Raw genomic sequence first — 15,993 nt, 5'->3', positions numbered from 1 at the left:
CGTTGTGTGTAGACGAATATGCGCCAATGAGAATCAAGGTAAGTATGTGAGTAAAGTCAAGAAAAAACCAGCACAACCAGCACCACCTACCACCGATTTTCAACACCGAGTCACCGTGCTCGGCAATCCAGATAGGACCCTGTAACCCCAACCCTATCACTACGCTGCTATGCGGCGGGAGGATGATTGTGGAAAAAACGCCATGGAATCCAAGCATAAAAGCAATCAGGAAAGTCAAAGATCCGCTACCTGCACCTACCGAATGTCGTTACTGCAATGGGAATGTGGCAATAGTCAGTCATGAAGATGTATATGGCCGGAGTTATGGAAATTGGCCATGGTTGTATATATGCACTACATGCCGAGCCTATGTGGGGATGCACCCATTTACGGATATTCCACTAGGGACATTAGCAAATAAAGAAACTCGCGCGGCACGGAATAGCTGCAAACAATATTTCGAACAGATATGGAGATCAGGGAGATTGACGCGCACGGAGGCCTATCATTGGTTAGCAAAACAGCTAGAAATTAGTCCCAGCCAATGCCATTTCGGCTGGTTCGACACTGATATGTGCGAACGGGCAGCGAATATATGTAGGAGGTTTAAATGAAGCAGCTCAAATTTAACGGTGAGATGATAGACGCTATTTTGGCAGGAACTAAGACGCAGACGCGGAGGCCGATTAAACCACAGCCTCAATTGGATGAACAAAAACTAAGTCAAATGGGCGCGATAGCAGAAGGATTTACTCTTGCAGAAGTAGTTAATGGAGCATGGCAAGCTGGATTTATAGATGTTGGTTGCCCGTATGGTGAGTTTGGTGACATCACTAATTTCACCGACAAAGACGGCAATATCAAGGGCAGGCTGGAAATAACGGATGTTCGGGTTGAGCGGTTGCAGGACATAAGCCGGAAAGACGCCATTGCAGAAGGTGGTCCACCCAGTCACACCTCAATAGATGCAGTATCACAGCAGTTCGGATTTCCTGATTTTTCTCGCTCATGGTTTGCGCAAACATGGTGGTCAATCTACGACAAAGAAAGCTGGGCCGCTAACCCGTGGGTTTGGGTTATTGAGTTTCGGAGGATTGAATGACTAATTCAGATTTATGCAGAGCAGCGTTTGAAAAACTGCTATTAACTAAGTTCCGTTATTTTGAAAATGCGTTAGAGAAAGATGGAGACGGAACATATTTCAATATGTCAGCCCAAAATTACTGGGAGGTGTTTCAAGCTGGGTGGAAAGCAAGTCTGGAAATGATTGCTCACAATGAAACGATTAATGATATTTGGGAAATGCTGGAAAGGCAGGGATTTAAAATTAAGGGGCCGGAAATGAACAATGATGTGATTGAGTTGGCAAAGAAACTCGCTGAATATGAAAATATGAAACCTTTGGCATATTACAATTTAGTGGATGGAAAAATATGTAAAAGCATAGATGATTTTGATAAGGACAAAACAATGTTTGCAGTTTGTCTCTATCCCCATCCAAACAAATAACGAGAAATAACATGGATATTATCGACGCAGCGAATGATTTAAATGAGCTGAATATATCTCATGCTCTACAGAACCAACCACCAGCATTAACCAGTATCAACGGAATGTGTCGATGGTGTGAGGCAGAACCAGCAATACATGGTGCATTCTGTAGTCGGGAGTGTGGGGAGGATTATGAGCGGGATAGGCGCAATGGAACGAAAATACGACCTGATATTAGCTGATCCCCCCTGGCAATATAATAACGCAGCCAGCAACGGAGCCGCCAATAATCACTACACCACCACCGATTTTTATTCCCTCGCTCGAATTCCCATAGAGCAAATAGCCGCTGAAAACTCCGTACTCTGTATGTGGTACACGGGGAATTTTGCGGCTGAGGCGATGGAATTAGCCGCAGCATGGGGATTCACCGTCAAGACTATGAAGCTGTTCACATGGGTAAAACTCAACAAGTTAGCGATGGAACGCATAGATAAAGCCATTCAGGAAGAAAAGCTGTTCGATAGCTGGGATTTTATGGAACTACTGAATACTGAAACACGAATGAACGGAGGCAATTATACCCGCAGTAACTCAGAAGACATGTTGATCGCTGTTCGGGGCAATGGACTACCCCGGCAAAGCGCCAGTGTGAAACAGGTGATTTATTCGTGTCTGGGTGAACATTCACAGAAACCGCGAGAGGTTCATTACAGGTTGGAGCGATTATACGGCGATGTACCACGCATTGAGTTATTCGCCCGCGAGTCAATGGACGGCTGGGATACATGGGGGAATGAGTCGCCGATAAATAATGTCGAATTTATTAGTGAGGCTAAATTCATCACCGATGACTAGCGAATTCGAGAACGCAAGGAGGAAGGTAGCAAGGGAATGCCTGGAGGAACTGAGGCGCCTACCCAAATACGATGACACCGCAGTTACCGCAATCCTCGATAAATACACCCCCAAATTTAAACCACTCAACCACATGAAATTCAGCGCTAAATCAGTGCTGGTGCACTATGTGCGGATGATTCAGAAGGAGATGAAGGATGGATGTTCACGATGAATTATTTCTAACCGAACAGGCTGCTAATTTCCTGAAATGCTCAGTTAGGCGCGTCAGGAAATTAATAAAAGATGGTGAATTACCTGCGAGACGTAGAGGGAGGGAAGGTGAGGGGCCATATGAGATTTTGCGATCATCATGTGTTGCATATATCCACAACCTACATAAAAATGTCAGCGTGAATGCTGATTGTCATGGTAAATCAAAAAGGAGTTTTACATGTCGATCAAATTACGATACGGAGTATGGCACTGTGACTTCGTTACGCCGAGCGGAAAGCGAATTAGACAAAGCCTTGGCACCTCAGATAAGAAATTAGCTCAAGAACTGCATGATAAGTTGAAATCGGACTCATGGAAAGTTGAGAGGCTAGGTGAAGATCCTGAGTATTACTTTGATGAGGCTTGCCTGCGCTGGTTAAAGGAAAAACAGCATAAGCGCACAATAGACAAAGATAAAGGGAAGATTAGGTTTTGGTTGCAGCACTTTAAAGGAAGAGTTCTGAGTACCATTACCAATAATGAGTGTCAGGATATAGTTTCGCGGATGAGGAACCGAAACGCATCAAAAGGATATCCATCTCAGTCATCTAAATATGCTCATTTGGCATTTATCAGATCTCTGTTGCGGATAGCAGCAAATGAATGGGGATGGTTAAAGGCCGCCCCGTACATAAAAGCACTGCCACCGAGACAACCAAGGATAAAATGGCTAACTCGTGAACAAGCGCAAGCTCTGATAGATAATGCTGTTGATTATCTAAAACCAGTGATTATTTTCGCTCTAGCTACAGGACTTAGAAGGTCCAATATTTTAGAGTTGGAATGGTCACAGGTTGATTTAGTAAGAAGAGTGGCCTGGGTAAACCCAGACCAATCTAAAAACTATCGAGCTATTGGAGTTTCGCTCAATGACATTGCCTGTCAGGTTATTCGGGAACAGATAGGCAGGCATACAAAGTATGTTTTTGTCAGAGAGCGAAAGTTAAAGGGGGTTACTGATATGGTGCCAATGAGGGTTGATGCCAATAAATCATTCAAGTCTGCCATGAAACGGGCGGGAATAGAAGGATTTCGATTCCATGACCTGCGCCACACGTGGGCTAGTTGGCTGATTCAATCTGGTGTCCCACTATCAGCATTGCAAGAAATGGGGGGATGGGAGAGCATAGAAATGGTTAAACGATATGCTCATTTATCCCCAGTGCATTTGCAAGAGCACGCGAAAAATATTGACAGTATTTTATGCGTGCATGACACGAATATGACACTCAAGAAAGCTGCTGGAAATAATTAACTCTATAACCTATTGTTAAATCTGGTGGGTCGTACAGGGTTCGAACCTGTAACCAATTGATTAAGAGTCAACGGCTCTACCGACTGAGCTAACGACCCAATACGATTAATTATTCTCCAATGTTAACTGGGCGTCAATGGCCTATTATCCATTTTTTACTAATTGAATAAAATACGCACAGTAAACTCTTAACGAATTGGTCGAATTACAATCACTCTGTTTTTCATGTGAAATCCTTCTGTTAATGGCGCGGTTGTCTATGTCAAAATGTTCTATTAAACACAGCTTGAGGGTATTAAGGCCATGCTGTGAGAATAAATTGGATATAACTATGGAAGAAAAAATACAACCCACTCACACTACTGAAACTGGAAGTTCGCACTTGCAGCGAAGTCTCACCAACCGACATATACAGCTAATCGCAATTGGTGGTGCCATCGGTACTGGCCTGTTTATGGGATCAGGCAAAACTGTCTCTCTTGCGGGACCATCGATCATTTTTGTTTATATGATCATCGGTTTTATGCTGTTTTTTGTTATGCGGGCAATGGGAGAGTTATTGCTTTCTAATTTGCACTATAAGTCGTTTAGCGATTTCTCCGCGGATTTACTAGGGCCGTGGGCCGGTTTTTTTGTCGGCTGGACTTATTGGTTCTGCTGGGTAATTACTGGTGTAGCAGATATTGTTGCCATCACTGCTTATGTTGGATATTGGCTACCTGGTTTTCCAGAATGGGGAACTTCGCTTTTGTGTGTTCTGGTATTGTTAACTCTGAATCTAGCGACAGTTAAGCTGTTTGGTGAACTGGAGTTTTGGTTTGCCATGATCAAAATTATTGCCATTATTGCCTTGATTGTGACAGGAGGCATTCTGATTGGCATCAATTTTAAATCACCAGCAGGGCATGTTGCAGCACTTTCTAATATCTGGAATGATGGTGGTATGTTCCCTATGGGGTTAAGCGGATTTTTTGCTGGGTTCCAGATAGCGATATTTGCTTTTGTTGGTATTGAGTTGGTGGGAACTGCCGCAGCGGAAACTAAAAATCCGATGAAATCTTTACCAAAAGCGATTAATGCTATTCCTATTCGCATTATCACATTTTATGTATTGGCTCTGATTGTCATTATGTCAGTCACACCGTGGCGAGCCGTCAGTGCGGATAAAAGTCCTTTCGTGGAATTGTTTCTCTTGATCGGATTGCCTGCTGCTGCCAGCGTTGTTAACTTTGTGGTTTTGACTTCTGCGGCATCTTCGGCAAATAGTGGGGTTTTCTCTACTAGCAGGATGTTGTTCGGGCTGGCAAAAGAAGGCGATGCACCAAAGCAGTTTAGCCATCTTTCCCGCCGTTCGGTTCCGGCATCAGGGTTGGTTTTTACTTGTCTGTGCCTCTCTTTTGGGGTCATTTTGATCTATTTTATCCCCGATGTGATGCGGGTTTTTACTCTAGTAACAACCGTTTCTGCGATCCTATTTATGTTTATTTGGAGCATGATCTTATGTTCCTATCTGGTTTATAGAAAGCATCGCCCAGAACTACATCAGGCTTCGGTGTATAAAATGCCATTTGGTATTGTAATGTCTTGGGTATGCTTGGTTTTCTTTGCTTTTGTTTTGGTATTGCTTTCCTTGCAGCCAGATACTCGCCAAGCGTTAGTGGCTACACCAATTTGGTTTATTATTCTAATGATCGGGTTTCAGATTGTGAAAAAGCGTAAAACCCGCCTTGTTCATGAAGTAAAAGAATCCTGATGATTAATTTTGATGGCCCAAATATTGGGCCATTTTTTCTCTTAAACAGGCATGATCGTACCTTGATGGAATCTAAGCTGCCATTTATCAGTTGAAGATAATTGCCAAATTGATGAACGAAGTGTTTGATTGAATGGGTTGCCAGTTTGATCCATTTCATAAGACTGATAAGTTAGTAATACAATATTTTCATCAAGACAGTTAATAGAAAAATTTTTTGAGAAAAGTTGAAAAATGGTTTTTATTTCTGTAGTTAAATAACTTTTCAAAATGGTAGGAGTGTCGAAGAAACTCAGTCCAATTTTTGCGAATTTTGATTTTCCACAAACAAAAAAGCAAAAGAGAGGACTGAGTCATGCTTATCTTACCACCAACTTTCCGTATTGAACGCCGTTTGATGAAAAAAATTGCCCAAAAAACGCAAGATAAAGCCTATGCTATCCGGGTTATGGCCGTGCTTGCACTTTACCGAGGTGAATCAGTTTCTGTCGTAGCTAAAGAATTTTGTATCGCTCAATCTTCTGTATGGCGTTGGATTAAGCGTTTTAGAACATATGGTTGGATAGGATTGAAAAGTAAGCCAGCGGGCCGCCATCGCCAATGGGATCTGGCCCCACTTTTACCTTTTATTCTTCATTTACTGGAAATTTCGCCACAACAGCTCGATTATGTCCGTTCTCGTTGGAGTCTCAAACTTTTATTAAACAAATCAATAAAATAATGAATGTGAAACTTTCAATCAGTACACTTTACCGATTCCTCCGTAAAAACAATATTGTTTTGGCGCCGCGCCCACTGTGCATAAACCTGATCCTGAATATGAAGAAAAAATGGCTCAAATTAATCAAGTATTATCACAGGCATCAAAAGAAAACCCGGATTTTATGAAGATGAAGTCAATATTAACTTTAATCCTGAAAAATCGGTTCAGATTCATATATTAAAGGTCAACAAAAACGAATTGTCACACCGGGAAAAAATCAAAAACATTATCTTGCCGGTTGTATTGATCTCAAACCAGAGAAATTTTTTACACCAGTTATGGCATAAAAAACTCTCAATTATTTCTGGGTCGTATTCTCCTTGGCTGAATAGATAGAGAGCGGCTATGGCAATCATTACATGAAACGGTGACACGCAATCATTGTTGCCAATATATGTGGCAACTGATCAAAGAGTAAAATTTTCTTGAAACACTACTTCACAAAAATACATGGAAAGGAATAGGAAATATGAATCTCTCATAATTATGAAAAGTTATATAATGCATCAAACACATCTTTTTTAGTATAAACATAACCTGATTTACTAATTTCTAGAAAATCAGCGTGTAATACTATATATAACCAATCGGGATTGTTTCTTTTTTACCGTGAAGACTCATTTCAAGATTTTTGAGTAATTCAAAAGTAGTTACATTTTCCTGAACCATATGAACTCCAAAAAATTGGATATAAAATAAAATCAGCAAAAGGCTGAATTATTACTTTTAATAAATATCTAATACGCTATTTACATTTGTTTTTTTATCAGGTAGTTATAAAGAGGGCAAGTTAAAAAGAGGTGTGTATGGAAATTATAATAAGGGCAACTGAGCCAGAGGATGCTGAGTATTATCAACGAATTTTTAGCCACCCTGATGTTTACTTCAATACGTTACAACGCCCATGTCCTTCGCATGAAATGTGGCGTGAACGTTTAAAATTAAATAAAACACAAGGGCACATTGATTTTGTGGCCGAAGTAGATGGCAAGGTCGTGGGTACAATAGCGTTATTTACCTATGCTAATCCGAGACGTAGACATGCCGTGGGGATTGGTATTGGTGTTGATGCGGCTTATTTTGGTAAGGGTGTTGGTTCAAAGTTGATGGCTTTTACCATTGACTATGCATTCAATTGGTTAGGCTGCATCAGAATTGAACTGGAAGTTTTTGCTGATAATGAAAAAGCGATTGCTCTGTATAAAAAATTTGGTTTTGAAGCTGAAGGTATACGGCGTATGCAGTCGTTTAGGAATGGTCAATATTGTGATGTGATGGGGATGGCTTTAATCAATAGTCGATTTACATGATGTTTTTAGAGTTTATAGGAGTAAATAATAAATTAACCTTTGGAAAAAGGAATTTTGCAAAAAACTTGAAATATGAAAATGGAGAAGTATTTCTCCGTTTTATATACATTAAACTTCAAGTTGCAATTTACAACACTCTATGAAACGTGATCTCTCCCCGCTTCGCGCTGAGGGATCCCCACAAAACGGTGCTAATAAATCAAAACCATATTTTGGTAGATTTTGGCGAGGTATTTGAGGAGTTGATTAAGAACTATTTCAAATAATATTAGCGGGGAATGGCGTAATACATTCTCCGCTAATGTCAGGTAAGAGATGACCCTTCTTGATTTGAGACTATTTGCCTGATAATGGAGGTGTAACCCTTGGTTTTCAGCATAAAATCCAATCAGCCAAAGGACAATTGAGCTGAGTGTAGCAAGCAGGCTCAATACGGATAAACGACCAGCGCCTTGGCTATAACTCGCCCTGAGTCCAAATCCAAAACGCTCGCTCTTTTCATCTCTAAAATTTTGCTCTATTTGCATTCTTCGGCTGTATAATTTCATGACCTGCCGAGGTTTAAAATCATCCATGCTGGTAAAAATTAGCCAGGGTTCTTTGGCTGACGAACGTCCATCTTTCACCTGCGACATTCGTTCCATTCGGTAGCGTGACTTTTTAAATTTTCTACCTTTATTGGGTCTCTTATGGAGATAGAAGAAACCATCACAACGTGCATATTTTGCTTTTGATAATGTCCCCATGCCCAAAAATTGGGGGGTTTCCGTGGCTTTTAACGCTTGTCGTTTAAACCAAAGCTCACCGTATTTCTCAAGCCTTAATTGCGTATTTCCCCGAATGCGTCCGACAAAATCCCAACCGAGTGTTTTTATATGCTTAAACCAGGCATTTTGAAAACCGGCATCGGTGATAATAAGGACTCTGGCTTTAGGGTTAACGGCTTGCGCTAAACTGTCAAGAAACACCTTCTGTATCTTTGAATTTTGTTGCTCGCATGACGGAACTATTTGACTTAACAAAGGGATTGAGCGTCCATCACAAATCAAACTCGCGCGCAGTACATGATGTTCTTGTGATGGATATCCACTCCAATCAACAGCAATCACACACAGTGATAGCGGTTCAGTCAGCATGGCGATAATGTGACGAAAAATATCAGGAATATCTCTATGGAGTGCTTCATTACCGAGTAATCGGTCAACGCGTTTAATTTTATGTTTGACGTGAGCCTTTCCGGGCAAAAAACGTCCTATACTGGTTAACGTCAGAGAAGCCCCATTAATTAAAGCGGTAGTGGCATCGATTAATGCGTTCTGACGATATTGATGAAACGGCGCTAAGGCATCTTTGAAGAAGTTATGGCATACTTGACGTGCAGGCATAGCAGTGACCCTATTGACTTGGTGGAACAATCAGTAGATCACACAACGCTATGCTTGTCTATTTTCTGGGGATTCCTCAGCGCCGAAGCGGGTTAGAGTTAGTTATTGCTTTAGTCAAGCTGCCTTGTGGCGCTTATTTGCTGATTTTCACTTTTCATCGCCTTTTTGTGAGCTTCTGTCAGAATCCGTTTTTTCTCACTATTTGCAAAACGATTTAAAACTTGCCTGATTAATGGCTGATAGCCCAAGCCATTAAGGTCAGCTATCATTTTCAGATCTTCAATCAGAGATTTATTCAACCTGATTGAAATTGGTTGCAAATCCAATGCCTCATTAATCAGTTCATCTGTTATATCATTAGACACTTTGACGTGAGCTTCACTGCGACCAAGCTCACCGTTATCCCATGCTTCATCAGTGGAAGCTATCAGGTTTGTTCGCTTATCAGTATGTTTGCTCATTTCTCTGTTCCTAGACCGTATTTTCTGTAAATTCTCAATTCATCTTCGTTAGGTGCATATTTCACTATACCACTGATTTTACTTAATTATAGTGAATCGCTAGAATCAGTTCCTGACCAACAAAAAAGCCCCGTAAGGGGCTTCTCTTGGCTTTCAAGCAAATTATTATTGTTCTTTTTTGCAGTTAGTTAGCTGCTGCATTATGCCATCACGTGGGCTACCAACCGAAAGTGTAGCTATAGCGTATTTAGGGAAAAAGGTTTCATTGAATTCACCATCATCATATTTAAACATCGGTTCTGACATTAGCTTCCTGCCATCCGGTGTTACTGACGGTACGGTCATAGTCATTTCATGTCCAACATAATCACCTGATTTCATTCCATGAATGATCATAACCCCATTGCTAAACGTCATTCTGGTGTTTACTATCCCCAACGGAAAAACATATTCACTTCCTCTGTCTGTTGCTACATAATTCATTAGTCGACCTATTTTACAGGTATATACTCCGTCATATTTGCTATAATCAGTATCACATCCTGTTAAAATAAGCATTAATGCCATAAGTAGCTTTTTCATTTTATCCCTTTCATTCTGGCAATGAATAATATTTCTTGATTCCAAAAAAACAATAGCCCATTACAGGGTTATATTATTACATTGAGGATAGATTCTCTGGCACAAATAGAACTATACATATGTTAGACCCGGTTATCGAGAGATCTTAGATCTCAAGCTTTTTTCACAAAAATGACTCAATCTGTCGATGTTGAGGTTTCCACCAGAGAATATGGCAGAAAACGTGTAGATTCCTGTACATTCGTTTTTCAACCATCAGTAACCGCCAGCAACGGATTAAAAACGCAATTCTATTCCCCTGGAGGTTTCGGGCAAATCTGGAAGTTCCTAATCAAAAGGTCAGGCGTCAGACACAGAAAATCCAACCAAACACGCAATAAATACGCCGGTTGGATGTTTTCCGCTGGCGCCAATCCTTCATTTATTGCAACTCAAATGGGGCATGATGAGGTAAATATTTAAAATCTAAACCTGCATATTCATAATCTCGTGATAGGCACTCACCAGCTTATTCCTTACCTGGATACCCATTTGCAGAGAAATGCTCGATTTTTGCATATTCACCATAACATCATTTAGCTCCACACCGGGTACGCCCAGGGTGAAATCTTGTGCCTGCTTCGTCGCACTCAGGCGGTTTTGGTTTATTTTTTCCACTGCCGCCGTCAGTTGGCTGGCAAAACTGCCTTGTATTGGCATGGGTTTGGCAATGTTTGCTGCTTGTAACGCCTGAACCTGCATCTGTTGCAGTACACCTTCAATTGCCGGAATTGACATAAAAACCTCGCGTTAAATCACCCTATTGATTATGTGATAAGGGCCCTATTAGCCGTAGGCTGGTTGGCAGTTTTCCACTACTGCCACCGTAACATAGCCTTTCTAAACTAAAGCGGGTAATTGAAGTAAAAATTCGAAGCTTATTGTGCCATTAAAAGAGGTGTGAACAGCGAATAATGATGGGATTAATAATAGGAAGAATCTTTTCGCTTGCGTATGGGGAGTCTGTTTTGTTACGCCACGCTTTTAGTATTCATGTTGACCAGCAAGGCAAGGATCGTCTATGAGTGCAGCAACAACCGACGTTGAAAACCAAAATAAAGGCTTCAACGCTATTATCAGCAGGATAAAAGCTGATCCAAAAGTTCCGTTATTAGTTGCTGGCTCTGCTGCCATCGCTATCGTCGTCGCCCTGTTTCTCTGGTTGCGCAGCCCCGACTATCGGGTGCTTTACAGCAATCTGAGCGATAAGGATGGTGGAGAGATTGTTACGCAATTAACCCAAATGAATATCCCTTACCGTTTTACCGAGAACGGTGCTGCACTCATGATACCTACCGATAAGGTGCATGAAACGCGTCTGAAACTGGCACAGCAAGGGTTGCCCAAAGGGGGAGCCGCGGGTTTCGAACTCTTGGATAAAGAAAAATTCGGTATCAGCCAGTTCAGTGAGCAGGTAAATTACCAACGCGCGCTGGAAGGTGAATTAGCGCGTACCGTGGAATCGCTCGGCCCCGTCCAGAGCGCCCGTGTCCATCTGGCTTTGCCTAAACCTTCTTTGTTCGTTCGTGAACAAAAATCGCCATCAGCCTCAGTAACTGTGGGATTGCTACAAGGCCGGGTGCTGGATGAAGGGCAAATCAATGCCATCGTGCATATGGTTTCCAGTAGTGTTGCCGGCTTACCGGCAAGCAATGTCACGATTGTGGATCAATCTGGGCGTTTGCTGACACAAAGTGATGCAACTAGCCGCGATTTGAATACCACTCAGTTGAAATATACACAAGAAGTGGAAAACCGTTTCCAACATCGAATTGAAACCATTCTGGCCCCTGTGGTTGGTCGTGGTAACGTTCATGCTCAGGTCACTGCACAAATTGATTTCTCCCGTCGCGAAGAAACAGCAGAAGAATATAAACCTAATCAGCCACCGAATCAGGCTGCTATCCGTTCTAAGCAGAGCAGCACCAACGAGCAAAGCGGCGGGCCATTGGTCGGTGGCGTACCGGGCGCGTTGTCAAATCAGCCAAGTGCTGCACCAAGTGCACCAATCGAAAAACCGAACGCAAATGCCAAAAGCAACGGTGACGAAAAAACTGACCAACCGCGCAGTAACGCTAACAAAAATAATAGTTACGAGCGTATGTTAAGCAACAACCGCAATAACCGTTATGACGAAACCACTAACTATGAAGTAGATCGCACCATTCGTCATACTCAATTGCAGGCTGGCGCAGTGGAACGCCTTTCGGTTGCAGTTGTGGTCAACTATGCCACCGTGAAGGGAGAAAATGGCCCTGAAACACAAGCGCTGACACCAGAACAGCTATCACAAATCGAATCATTGACTCGTGAAGCCATGGGCTTCTCTGCTGACCGTGGCGATAGCCTGAATGTGGTTAACACACCGTTCAATGACACCACCGACGTGATAGAACCTTTGCCATTCTGGCAGCACCCTGCCCTGCTGGAAAAACTGTTAGAAGCAGGTCGTTGGTTACTGTTAGTACTGGTTGCATGGCTACTGTGGCGTAAGATGATCGTGCCACAAATCGCTAAAAAACGTGCTGCGGAAAAAGCGGCACAGGAAGCGCAAAAGAAACAACTGAAACAGCATACAGAAACCAATCCTGAATTGGACGAAAAAATGCGCCGTAGTATGGCTCGCCAGCGTGTCAATGTTGAGCTTCAAAGCCAGCGTCTGCGTGAACTTGCAGAAAAAGATCCTCGCGTCGTCGCGCTGGTGATCCGTCAATGGATGAGTAACGAACAATGAGCCTGACAGGAACAGAAAGAAGTGCCGTCATGTTAATGACCTTGGGAGAAGATCAGGCGGCCGAGGTGTTCAAGCACCTGAATTCCCGCGAAGTACAACAACTGAGTGTTGCGATGGCGGGGATGAAACAAGTCTCCAATCAACAACTGGTTGAAGTGCTGGCAGAGTTTGAAGAAGATGCGGGACAATTTACAGCCCTCAGCATCAACGCCAACGACTATCTGCGCAACGTACTGATTAAGGCATTGGGTGAAGAGCGGGCTTCCAGCCTGCTTGAGGATATCCTTGAGTCCCGTGATACCACGACGGGTATCGAAACGCTTAACTTTATGGAGCCACAGATGGCGGCCGACATGATCCGTGATGAACATCCGCAGATCATTGCCACCATTTTGGTTCACCTGAGCCGTGGTCAGGCAGCTGATATCCTCGCCCTGTTTGATGACCGCCTGCGTAACGATGTCATGTTGCGTATCGCTACTTTTGGTGGTGTCCAACCCTCCGCGTTAGCGGAATTGACGGAAGTCCTGAATAACCTGCTGGATGGTCAGAACCTGAAACGCAGCAAGATGGGGGGTATTCGTACAGCGGCAGAAATCATCAACTTGATGAAAAGCCAGCAGGAAGAAGGTGTCATTGACGCAGTTCGTTCCTATGATAACGAACTGGCACAGAAGATCATTGATGAGATGTTCCTGTTCGAAAACCTTATTAACGTGGACGATCGCAGTATCCAACGTCTGTTGCAGGAGATTACAACCGATTCCTTGCTGGTGGCATTGAAAGGTTGCGATCAGGCATTGCGCGATCACTTCCTCAATAATATGTCGCAACGTGCTGCTGAAATCATGCGCGATGATTTGGCAAACCGTGGCCCTGTGCGGATGTCTCAAGTGGAAGCCGAACAGAAAACCATCCTGCTTGTTGTTCGTCGTCTGGCAGAAAGTGGCGAAATGATCCTAAACGGTGGTGACGATACCTATGTCTGATAAGTCGAATAATGGCAACTGGCGGCCGTGGCAGCCAGGTGAATTGACTCAGTGGGAAACTCTGCGGGCAAAACTGGAACCCATAATAGATGAGAAACAGCAGCCAAGCGAACAAGATCGACTGCTGGAACAAGCAAAAATACTGGACGAACTAAAAGAGCAGGCACGTCATGCTGGTCATGCGCAGGGTTTTGCAGAAGGCCAGATACAAGGCTATGAACAAGGGGTTCAGGAAGGCCGCCAAGCCGGACTGGAACAAGGTTTGCAGGAAGCCAAACAACAACAGCAAGTTATTACTGATCAGTGGAAAGCCTTGCTAACGGACTTTAGCCATTCACTGGATGGGTTGGATACCGTGATTGCTTCCCGCCTGATGCAACTTGCATTGACTGCGGCTCATCATATTCTGGGGCAACCTGCGGTTTGTGATGGCACCGCCCTGCTGAACCAAATCCGCGAATTTATCCAGCAAGAACCTATGTTCAGCGGCAAACCCCAATTGCGTATCCATCCACAAAATATTCCGTTGGTTGAACAGCAACTGGGGGAAGTTTTGGCGCTACACGGCTGGCGTTTAGTTGCGGATAACAAACTGCATCCGGGCGGCTGTAAAGTCAGCGCCGATGAAGGGGATATGGACGCCAGTTTAGCTACCCGCTGGCATGAAATGTGTCGTCTGGCAGCACCGGGAGAATTGTGATGACGGCAAGATTGGGTCGCTGGCTGGCAACGTTAGATTCATTGGAAAAACGACTGGAAAAAACACCAAAAGTGCGTCGCTATGGACGCCTGACCCGCGCCACAGGCTTGGTACTGGAAGCCATTGGCTTACATATGCCTCTCGGCGCTACCTGCCTGATCGAGCGCCAAAATGGTAACGCCATTGAAGAGGTTGAAAGTGAAGTCGTCGGCTTCAATGGCGAAAAACTGTTGCTGATGCCACTGGAAGAATTGGAAGGCATTGTGCCGGGCGCTCGCGTCTATGCCCGTTCTTATGGCGAAGAGGCGGGCGCCGGACGCCGCTTGCCTCTGGGAGCGGAATTACTCGGCAGGGTTCTGGATGGTGCAGGCCGCCCACTTGATGGTTTACCTGCCCCTGATACAGGTTATCGTGCCCCCTTGACAACGACGCCATTTAATCCCCTGCAAAGAACCCCTATCAGCAATGTATTGGACGTTGGCGTCCGTGCCATCAATGCCCTGCTGACAGTGGGACGTGGGCAACGTATGGGATTATTTGCCGGCTCCGGCGTCGGTAAAAGTGTGCTGCTTGGCATGATGGCGCGTTATACCCAAGCCGATGTGATCGTTGTGGGATTAATTGGTGAGCGTGGCCGTGAAGTTAAAGACTTTATCGAAAATATTTTGGGTACGGAGGGATTATCACGCTCAGTCGTCGTTGCCGCTCCCGCCGACGTTTCACCTTTGCTGAGGATGCAAGGCGCCGCTTATGCAACGCGCATCGCCGAAGATTTCCGCGACAGAGGCAAACATGTCTTGTTGATCATGGATTCCCTGACCCGTTACAGCATGGCACAGCGTGAAATTGCACTGGCTATCGGCGAACCACCGGCAACTAAAGGTTATCCCCCTTCGGTATTTGCCAAGTTACCGGCACTGGTGGAAAGAGCCGGAAATGGTGTCAGTGATGGTGGCTCCATTACTGCATTCTACACCGTGTTGACAGAAGGTGATGACCAGCAAGATCCGATTGCCGATGCTGCGCGAGCCATTCTGGATGGTCATATCGTGCTATCACGTTCACTGGCGGAATCGGGGCATTATCCTGCTATTGATATTGAGGCTTCTATCAGTCGTGCCATGACCGCGCTGATCGACAATACCCATTATCGGCGGGTGCAACATTTCAAACAGTTACTTTCCAGCTATCAACGTAACCGAGATTTGATTAACGTCGGCGCATATGCTACGGGCAGTGATCCCCGGCTTGACAGAGCGATTGAGCTTTATCCTCATATGTCCCAATTCCTGCAACAAGACATTGACGAGCATAGCGAATACGATGAGGCCTGTACTCAGCTTCAACAATTATTGCCAACATAATATTTTGCTCAGGGGAAATTAACAGAAAAATACTTTTGCCAAGAGGTATAACGT

16 protein-coding genes, 1 tRNA gene and 1 pseudogene are annotated in these 15,993 nt (G+C 43.9%); 13 read left to right on the top strand and 5 right to left on the bottom strand.

The annotated features are described in order from the left end of the window. Positions 1–182 precede the first annotated feature (182 nt). From ACSJJG_RS08095 to ACSJJG_RS08070, 6 genes are all read left to right on the top strand, one after another. Positions 183–614, top strand: coding sequence for a zinc-finger-containing protein (locus ACSJJG_RS08095; RefSeq protein ID WP_189761088.1), 432 nt, complete (start codon positions 183–185; stop codon positions 612–614). Continuing rightward, positions 611–1,102: an ASCH domain-containing protein gene (locus tag ACSJJG_RS08090; protein WP_189761089.1), complete on the top strand. Its 492-nt coding sequence runs from the start codon at positions 611–613 to the stop codon at positions 1,100–1,102. The genes ACSJJG_RS08095 and ACSJJG_RS08090 overlap by 4 nt, the downstream gene beginning before the upstream one ends. Continuing rightward, positions 1,099–1,509, top strand: a complete 411-nt coding sequence (locus ACSJJG_RS08085; protein WP_189761090.1) for a hypothetical protein — start codon at positions 1,099–1,101, stop codon at positions 1,507–1,509. The genes ACSJJG_RS08090 and ACSJJG_RS08085 overlap by 4 nt, the downstream gene beginning before the upstream one ends. A 174-nt stretch (positions 1,510–1,683) precedes the next feature. Next, positions 1,684–2,349, top strand: coding sequence for an MT-A70 family methyltransferase (locus ACSJJG_RS08080; protein WP_481089064.1), 666 nt, complete (start codon positions 1,684–1,686; stop codon positions 2,347–2,349). A 197-nt stretch (positions 2,350–2,546) separates the two neighbouring features. Continuing rightward, positions 2,547–2,882, top strand: a complete 336-nt coding sequence (locus ACSJJG_RS08075) for a helix-turn-helix domain-containing protein (protein ID WP_189761093.1) — start codon at positions 2,547–2,549, stop codon at positions 2,880–2,882. Beyond that, on the top strand, positions 2,783–3,859 hold the full coding sequence (locus ACSJJG_RS08070; protein ID WP_189761094.1) for a tyrosine-type recombinase/integrase: 1,077 nt from the start codon (positions 2,783–2,785) through the stop codon (positions 3,857–3,859). The genes ACSJJG_RS08075 and ACSJJG_RS08070 overlap by 100 nt, the downstream gene beginning before the upstream one ends. 22 nt (positions 3,860–3,881) lie before the next feature. Here the strand turns inward: ACSJJG_RS08070 and ACSJJG_RS08065 are convergent. Next, a tRNA-Lys gene (locus ACSJJG_RS08065) sits at positions 3,882–3,957 on the bottom strand. Between the two features lie 233 nt (positions 3,958–4,190). On the opposite strand from ACSJJG_RS08065, the gene cycA reads away from it, so the two are divergent. The 3 genes and pseudogenes from cycA to ACSJJG_RS08050 all read left to right on the top strand — a co-directional run bounded on the left by cycA (position 4,191) and on the right by ACSJJG_RS08050 (position 7,685). Continuing rightward, positions 4,191–5,612, top strand: coding sequence for a D-serine/D-alanine/glycine transporter (gene cycA / locus ACSJJG_RS08060; RefSeq protein ID WP_481089063.1), 1,422 nt, complete (start codon positions 4,191–4,193; stop codon positions 5,610–5,612). A 355-nt stretch (positions 5,613–5,967) separates the two neighbouring features. Then, positions 5,968–6,793 (top strand): annotated as a pseudogene (locus ACSJJG_RS08055) (IS630 family transposase). Positions 6,794–7,181: 388 nt separating this feature from the next. After that, a complete protein-coding gene (locus tag ACSJJG_RS08050; protein ID WP_481089062.1) occupies positions 7,182–7,685 on the top strand; it encodes a GNAT family N-acetyltransferase in 504 nt (167 codons plus the stop codon). A gap of 191 nt (positions 7,686–7,876) precedes the next feature. Here the strand turns inward: ACSJJG_RS08050 and ACSJJG_RS08045 are convergent, their stop codons facing one another. The 4 genes from ACSJJG_RS08045 to fliE all read right to left on the bottom strand — a co-directional run bounded on the left by ACSJJG_RS08045 (position 7,877) and on the right by fliE (position 10,890). Then, complete coding sequence (locus tag ACSJJG_RS08045) at positions 7,877–9,070, bottom strand: IS4 family transposase (protein WP_189761394.1); 1,194 nt, start codon at positions 9,068–9,070, stop codon at positions 7,877–7,879. Between the two features lie 110 nt (positions 9,071–9,180). Next, complete coding sequence (locus ACSJJG_RS08040) at positions 9,181–9,531, bottom strand: hypothetical protein (protein WP_189759183.1); 351 nt, start codon at positions 9,529–9,531, stop codon at positions 9,181–9,183. A gap of 165 nt (positions 9,532–9,696) precedes the next feature. Further along, the gene (locus ACSJJG_RS08035; protein ID WP_189759184.1) at positions 9,697–10,113 is read right to left on the bottom strand and encodes a hypothetical protein; all 417 of its coding nucleotides are present in this window, start codon (positions 10,111–10,113) and stop codon (positions 9,697–9,699) included. Between the two features lie 465 nt (positions 10,114–10,578). Next, positions 10,579–10,890 (bottom strand): flagellar hook-basal body complex protein FliE, encoded by a 312-nt coding sequence (gene fliE / locus ACSJJG_RS08030; RefSeq protein WP_481089061.1) that lies wholly within the window; start codon positions 10,888–10,890, stop codon positions 10,579–10,581. A 283-nt stretch (positions 10,891–11,173) separates the two neighbouring features. Between fliE and fliF the strand changes: the two genes are divergently transcribed. The 4 genes from fliF to fliI are packed head-to-tail and all read left to right on the top strand — an operon-like array spanning position 11,174 to position 15,939. Then, positions 11,174–12,886 (top strand): flagellar basal-body MS-ring/collar protein FliF, encoded by a 1,713-nt coding sequence (gene fliF / locus ACSJJG_RS08025; protein WP_481089060.1) that lies wholly within the window; start codon positions 11,174–11,176, stop codon positions 12,884–12,886. Then, positions 12,883–13,875 carry a flagellar motor switch protein FliG gene (gene fliG, locus ACSJJG_RS08020; RefSeq protein ID WP_481089059.1) on the top strand — a complete coding sequence of 331 codons (993 nt, stop codon included), beginning with the start codon at positions 12,883–12,885 and terminating at the stop codon, positions 13,873–13,875. The genes fliF and fliG overlap by 4 nt, the downstream gene beginning before the upstream one ends. Then, the gene (gene fliH, locus ACSJJG_RS08015; protein WP_481089058.1) at positions 13,868–14,575 is read left to right on the top strand and encodes a flagellar assembly protein FliH; all 708 of its coding nucleotides are present in this window, start codon (positions 13,868–13,870) and stop codon (positions 14,573–14,575) included. Before fliG ends, fliH begins: the two co-directional genes overlap by 8 nt. Next, a complete protein-coding gene (gene fliI / locus ACSJJG_RS08010; RefSeq protein ID WP_481089057.1) occupies positions 14,575–15,939 on the top strand; it encodes a flagellar protein export ATPase FliI in 1,365 nt (454 codons plus the stop codon). Before fliH ends, fliI begins: the two co-directional genes overlap by 1 nt. Positions 15,940–15,993: the final 54 nt, after the last annotated feature.

The organism is Xenorhabdus sp. SGI 60 (assembly GCF_056632175.1).
Note: the sequence above shows the minus strand (reverse complement) of the source record. Positions and strands in the feature narration are given on the sequence as shown.

Bases quoted from the DNA above. Each gene is read 5' to 3' on its own strand.
- ACSJJG_RS08080 (WP_481089064.1), top strand. From the start codon at position 1,684: ATGAGCGGGATAGGCGCAATGGAACGAAAATACGACCTGATATTAGCT.
- fliG (WP_481089059.1), top strand. From the start codon at position 12,883: ATGAGCCTGACAGGAACAGAAAGAAGTGCCGTCATGTTAATGACCTTG.
- ACSJJG_RS08095 (WP_189761088.1), top strand. From the start codon at position 183: ATGATTGTGGAAAAAACGCCATGGAATCCAAGCATAAAAGCAATCAGG.
- ACSJJG_RS08075 (WP_189761093.1), top strand. From the start codon at position 2,547: ATGGATGTTCACGATGAATTATTTCTAACCGAACAGGCTGCTAATTTC.
- fliI (WP_481089057.1), top strand. From the start codon at position 14,575: ATGACGGCAAGATTGGGTCGCTGGCTGGCAACGTTAGATTCATTGGAA.
- fliF (WP_481089060.1), top strand. From the start codon at position 11,174: ATGAGTGCAGCAACAACCGACGTTGAAAACCAAAATAAAGGCTTCAAC.
- ACSJJG_RS08035 (WP_189759184.1), bottom strand. From the start codon at position 10,113: ATGAAAAAGCTACTTATGGCATTAATGCTTATTTTAACAGGATGTGAT.
- fliH (WP_481089058.1), top strand. From the start codon at position 13,868: ATGTCTGATAAGTCGAATAATGGCAACTGGCGGCCGTGGCAGCCAGGT.
- cycA (WP_481089063.1), top strand. From the start codon at position 4,191: ATGGAAGAAAAAATACAACCCACTCACACTACTGAAACTGGAAGTTCG.
- ACSJJG_RS08045 (WP_189761394.1), bottom strand. From the start codon at position 9,070: ATGCCTGCACGTCAAGTATGCCATAACTTCTTCAAAGATGCCTTAGCG.
- ACSJJG_RS08090 (WP_189761089.1), top strand. From the start codon at position 611: ATGAAGCAGCTCAAATTTAACGGTGAGATGATAGACGCTATTTTGGCA.
- ACSJJG_RS08040 (WP_189759183.1), bottom strand. From the start codon at position 9,531: ATGAGCAAACATACTGATAAGCGAACAAACCTGATAGCTTCCACTGAT.
- ACSJJG_RS08050 (WP_481089062.1), top strand. From the start codon at position 7,182: ATGGAAATTATAATAAGGGCAACTGAGCCAGAGGATGCTGAGTATTAT.
- ACSJJG_RS08070 (WP_189761094.1), top strand. From the start codon at position 2,783: ATGTCGATCAAATTACGATACGGAGTATGGCACTGTGACTTCGTTACG.
- fliE (WP_481089061.1), bottom strand. From the start codon at position 10,890: ATGTCAATTCCGGCAATTGAAGGTGTACTGCAACAGATGCAGGTTCAG.
- ACSJJG_RS08085 (WP_189761090.1), top strand. From the start codon at position 1,099: ATGACTAATTCAGATTTATGCAGAGCAGCGTTTGAAAAACTGCTATTA.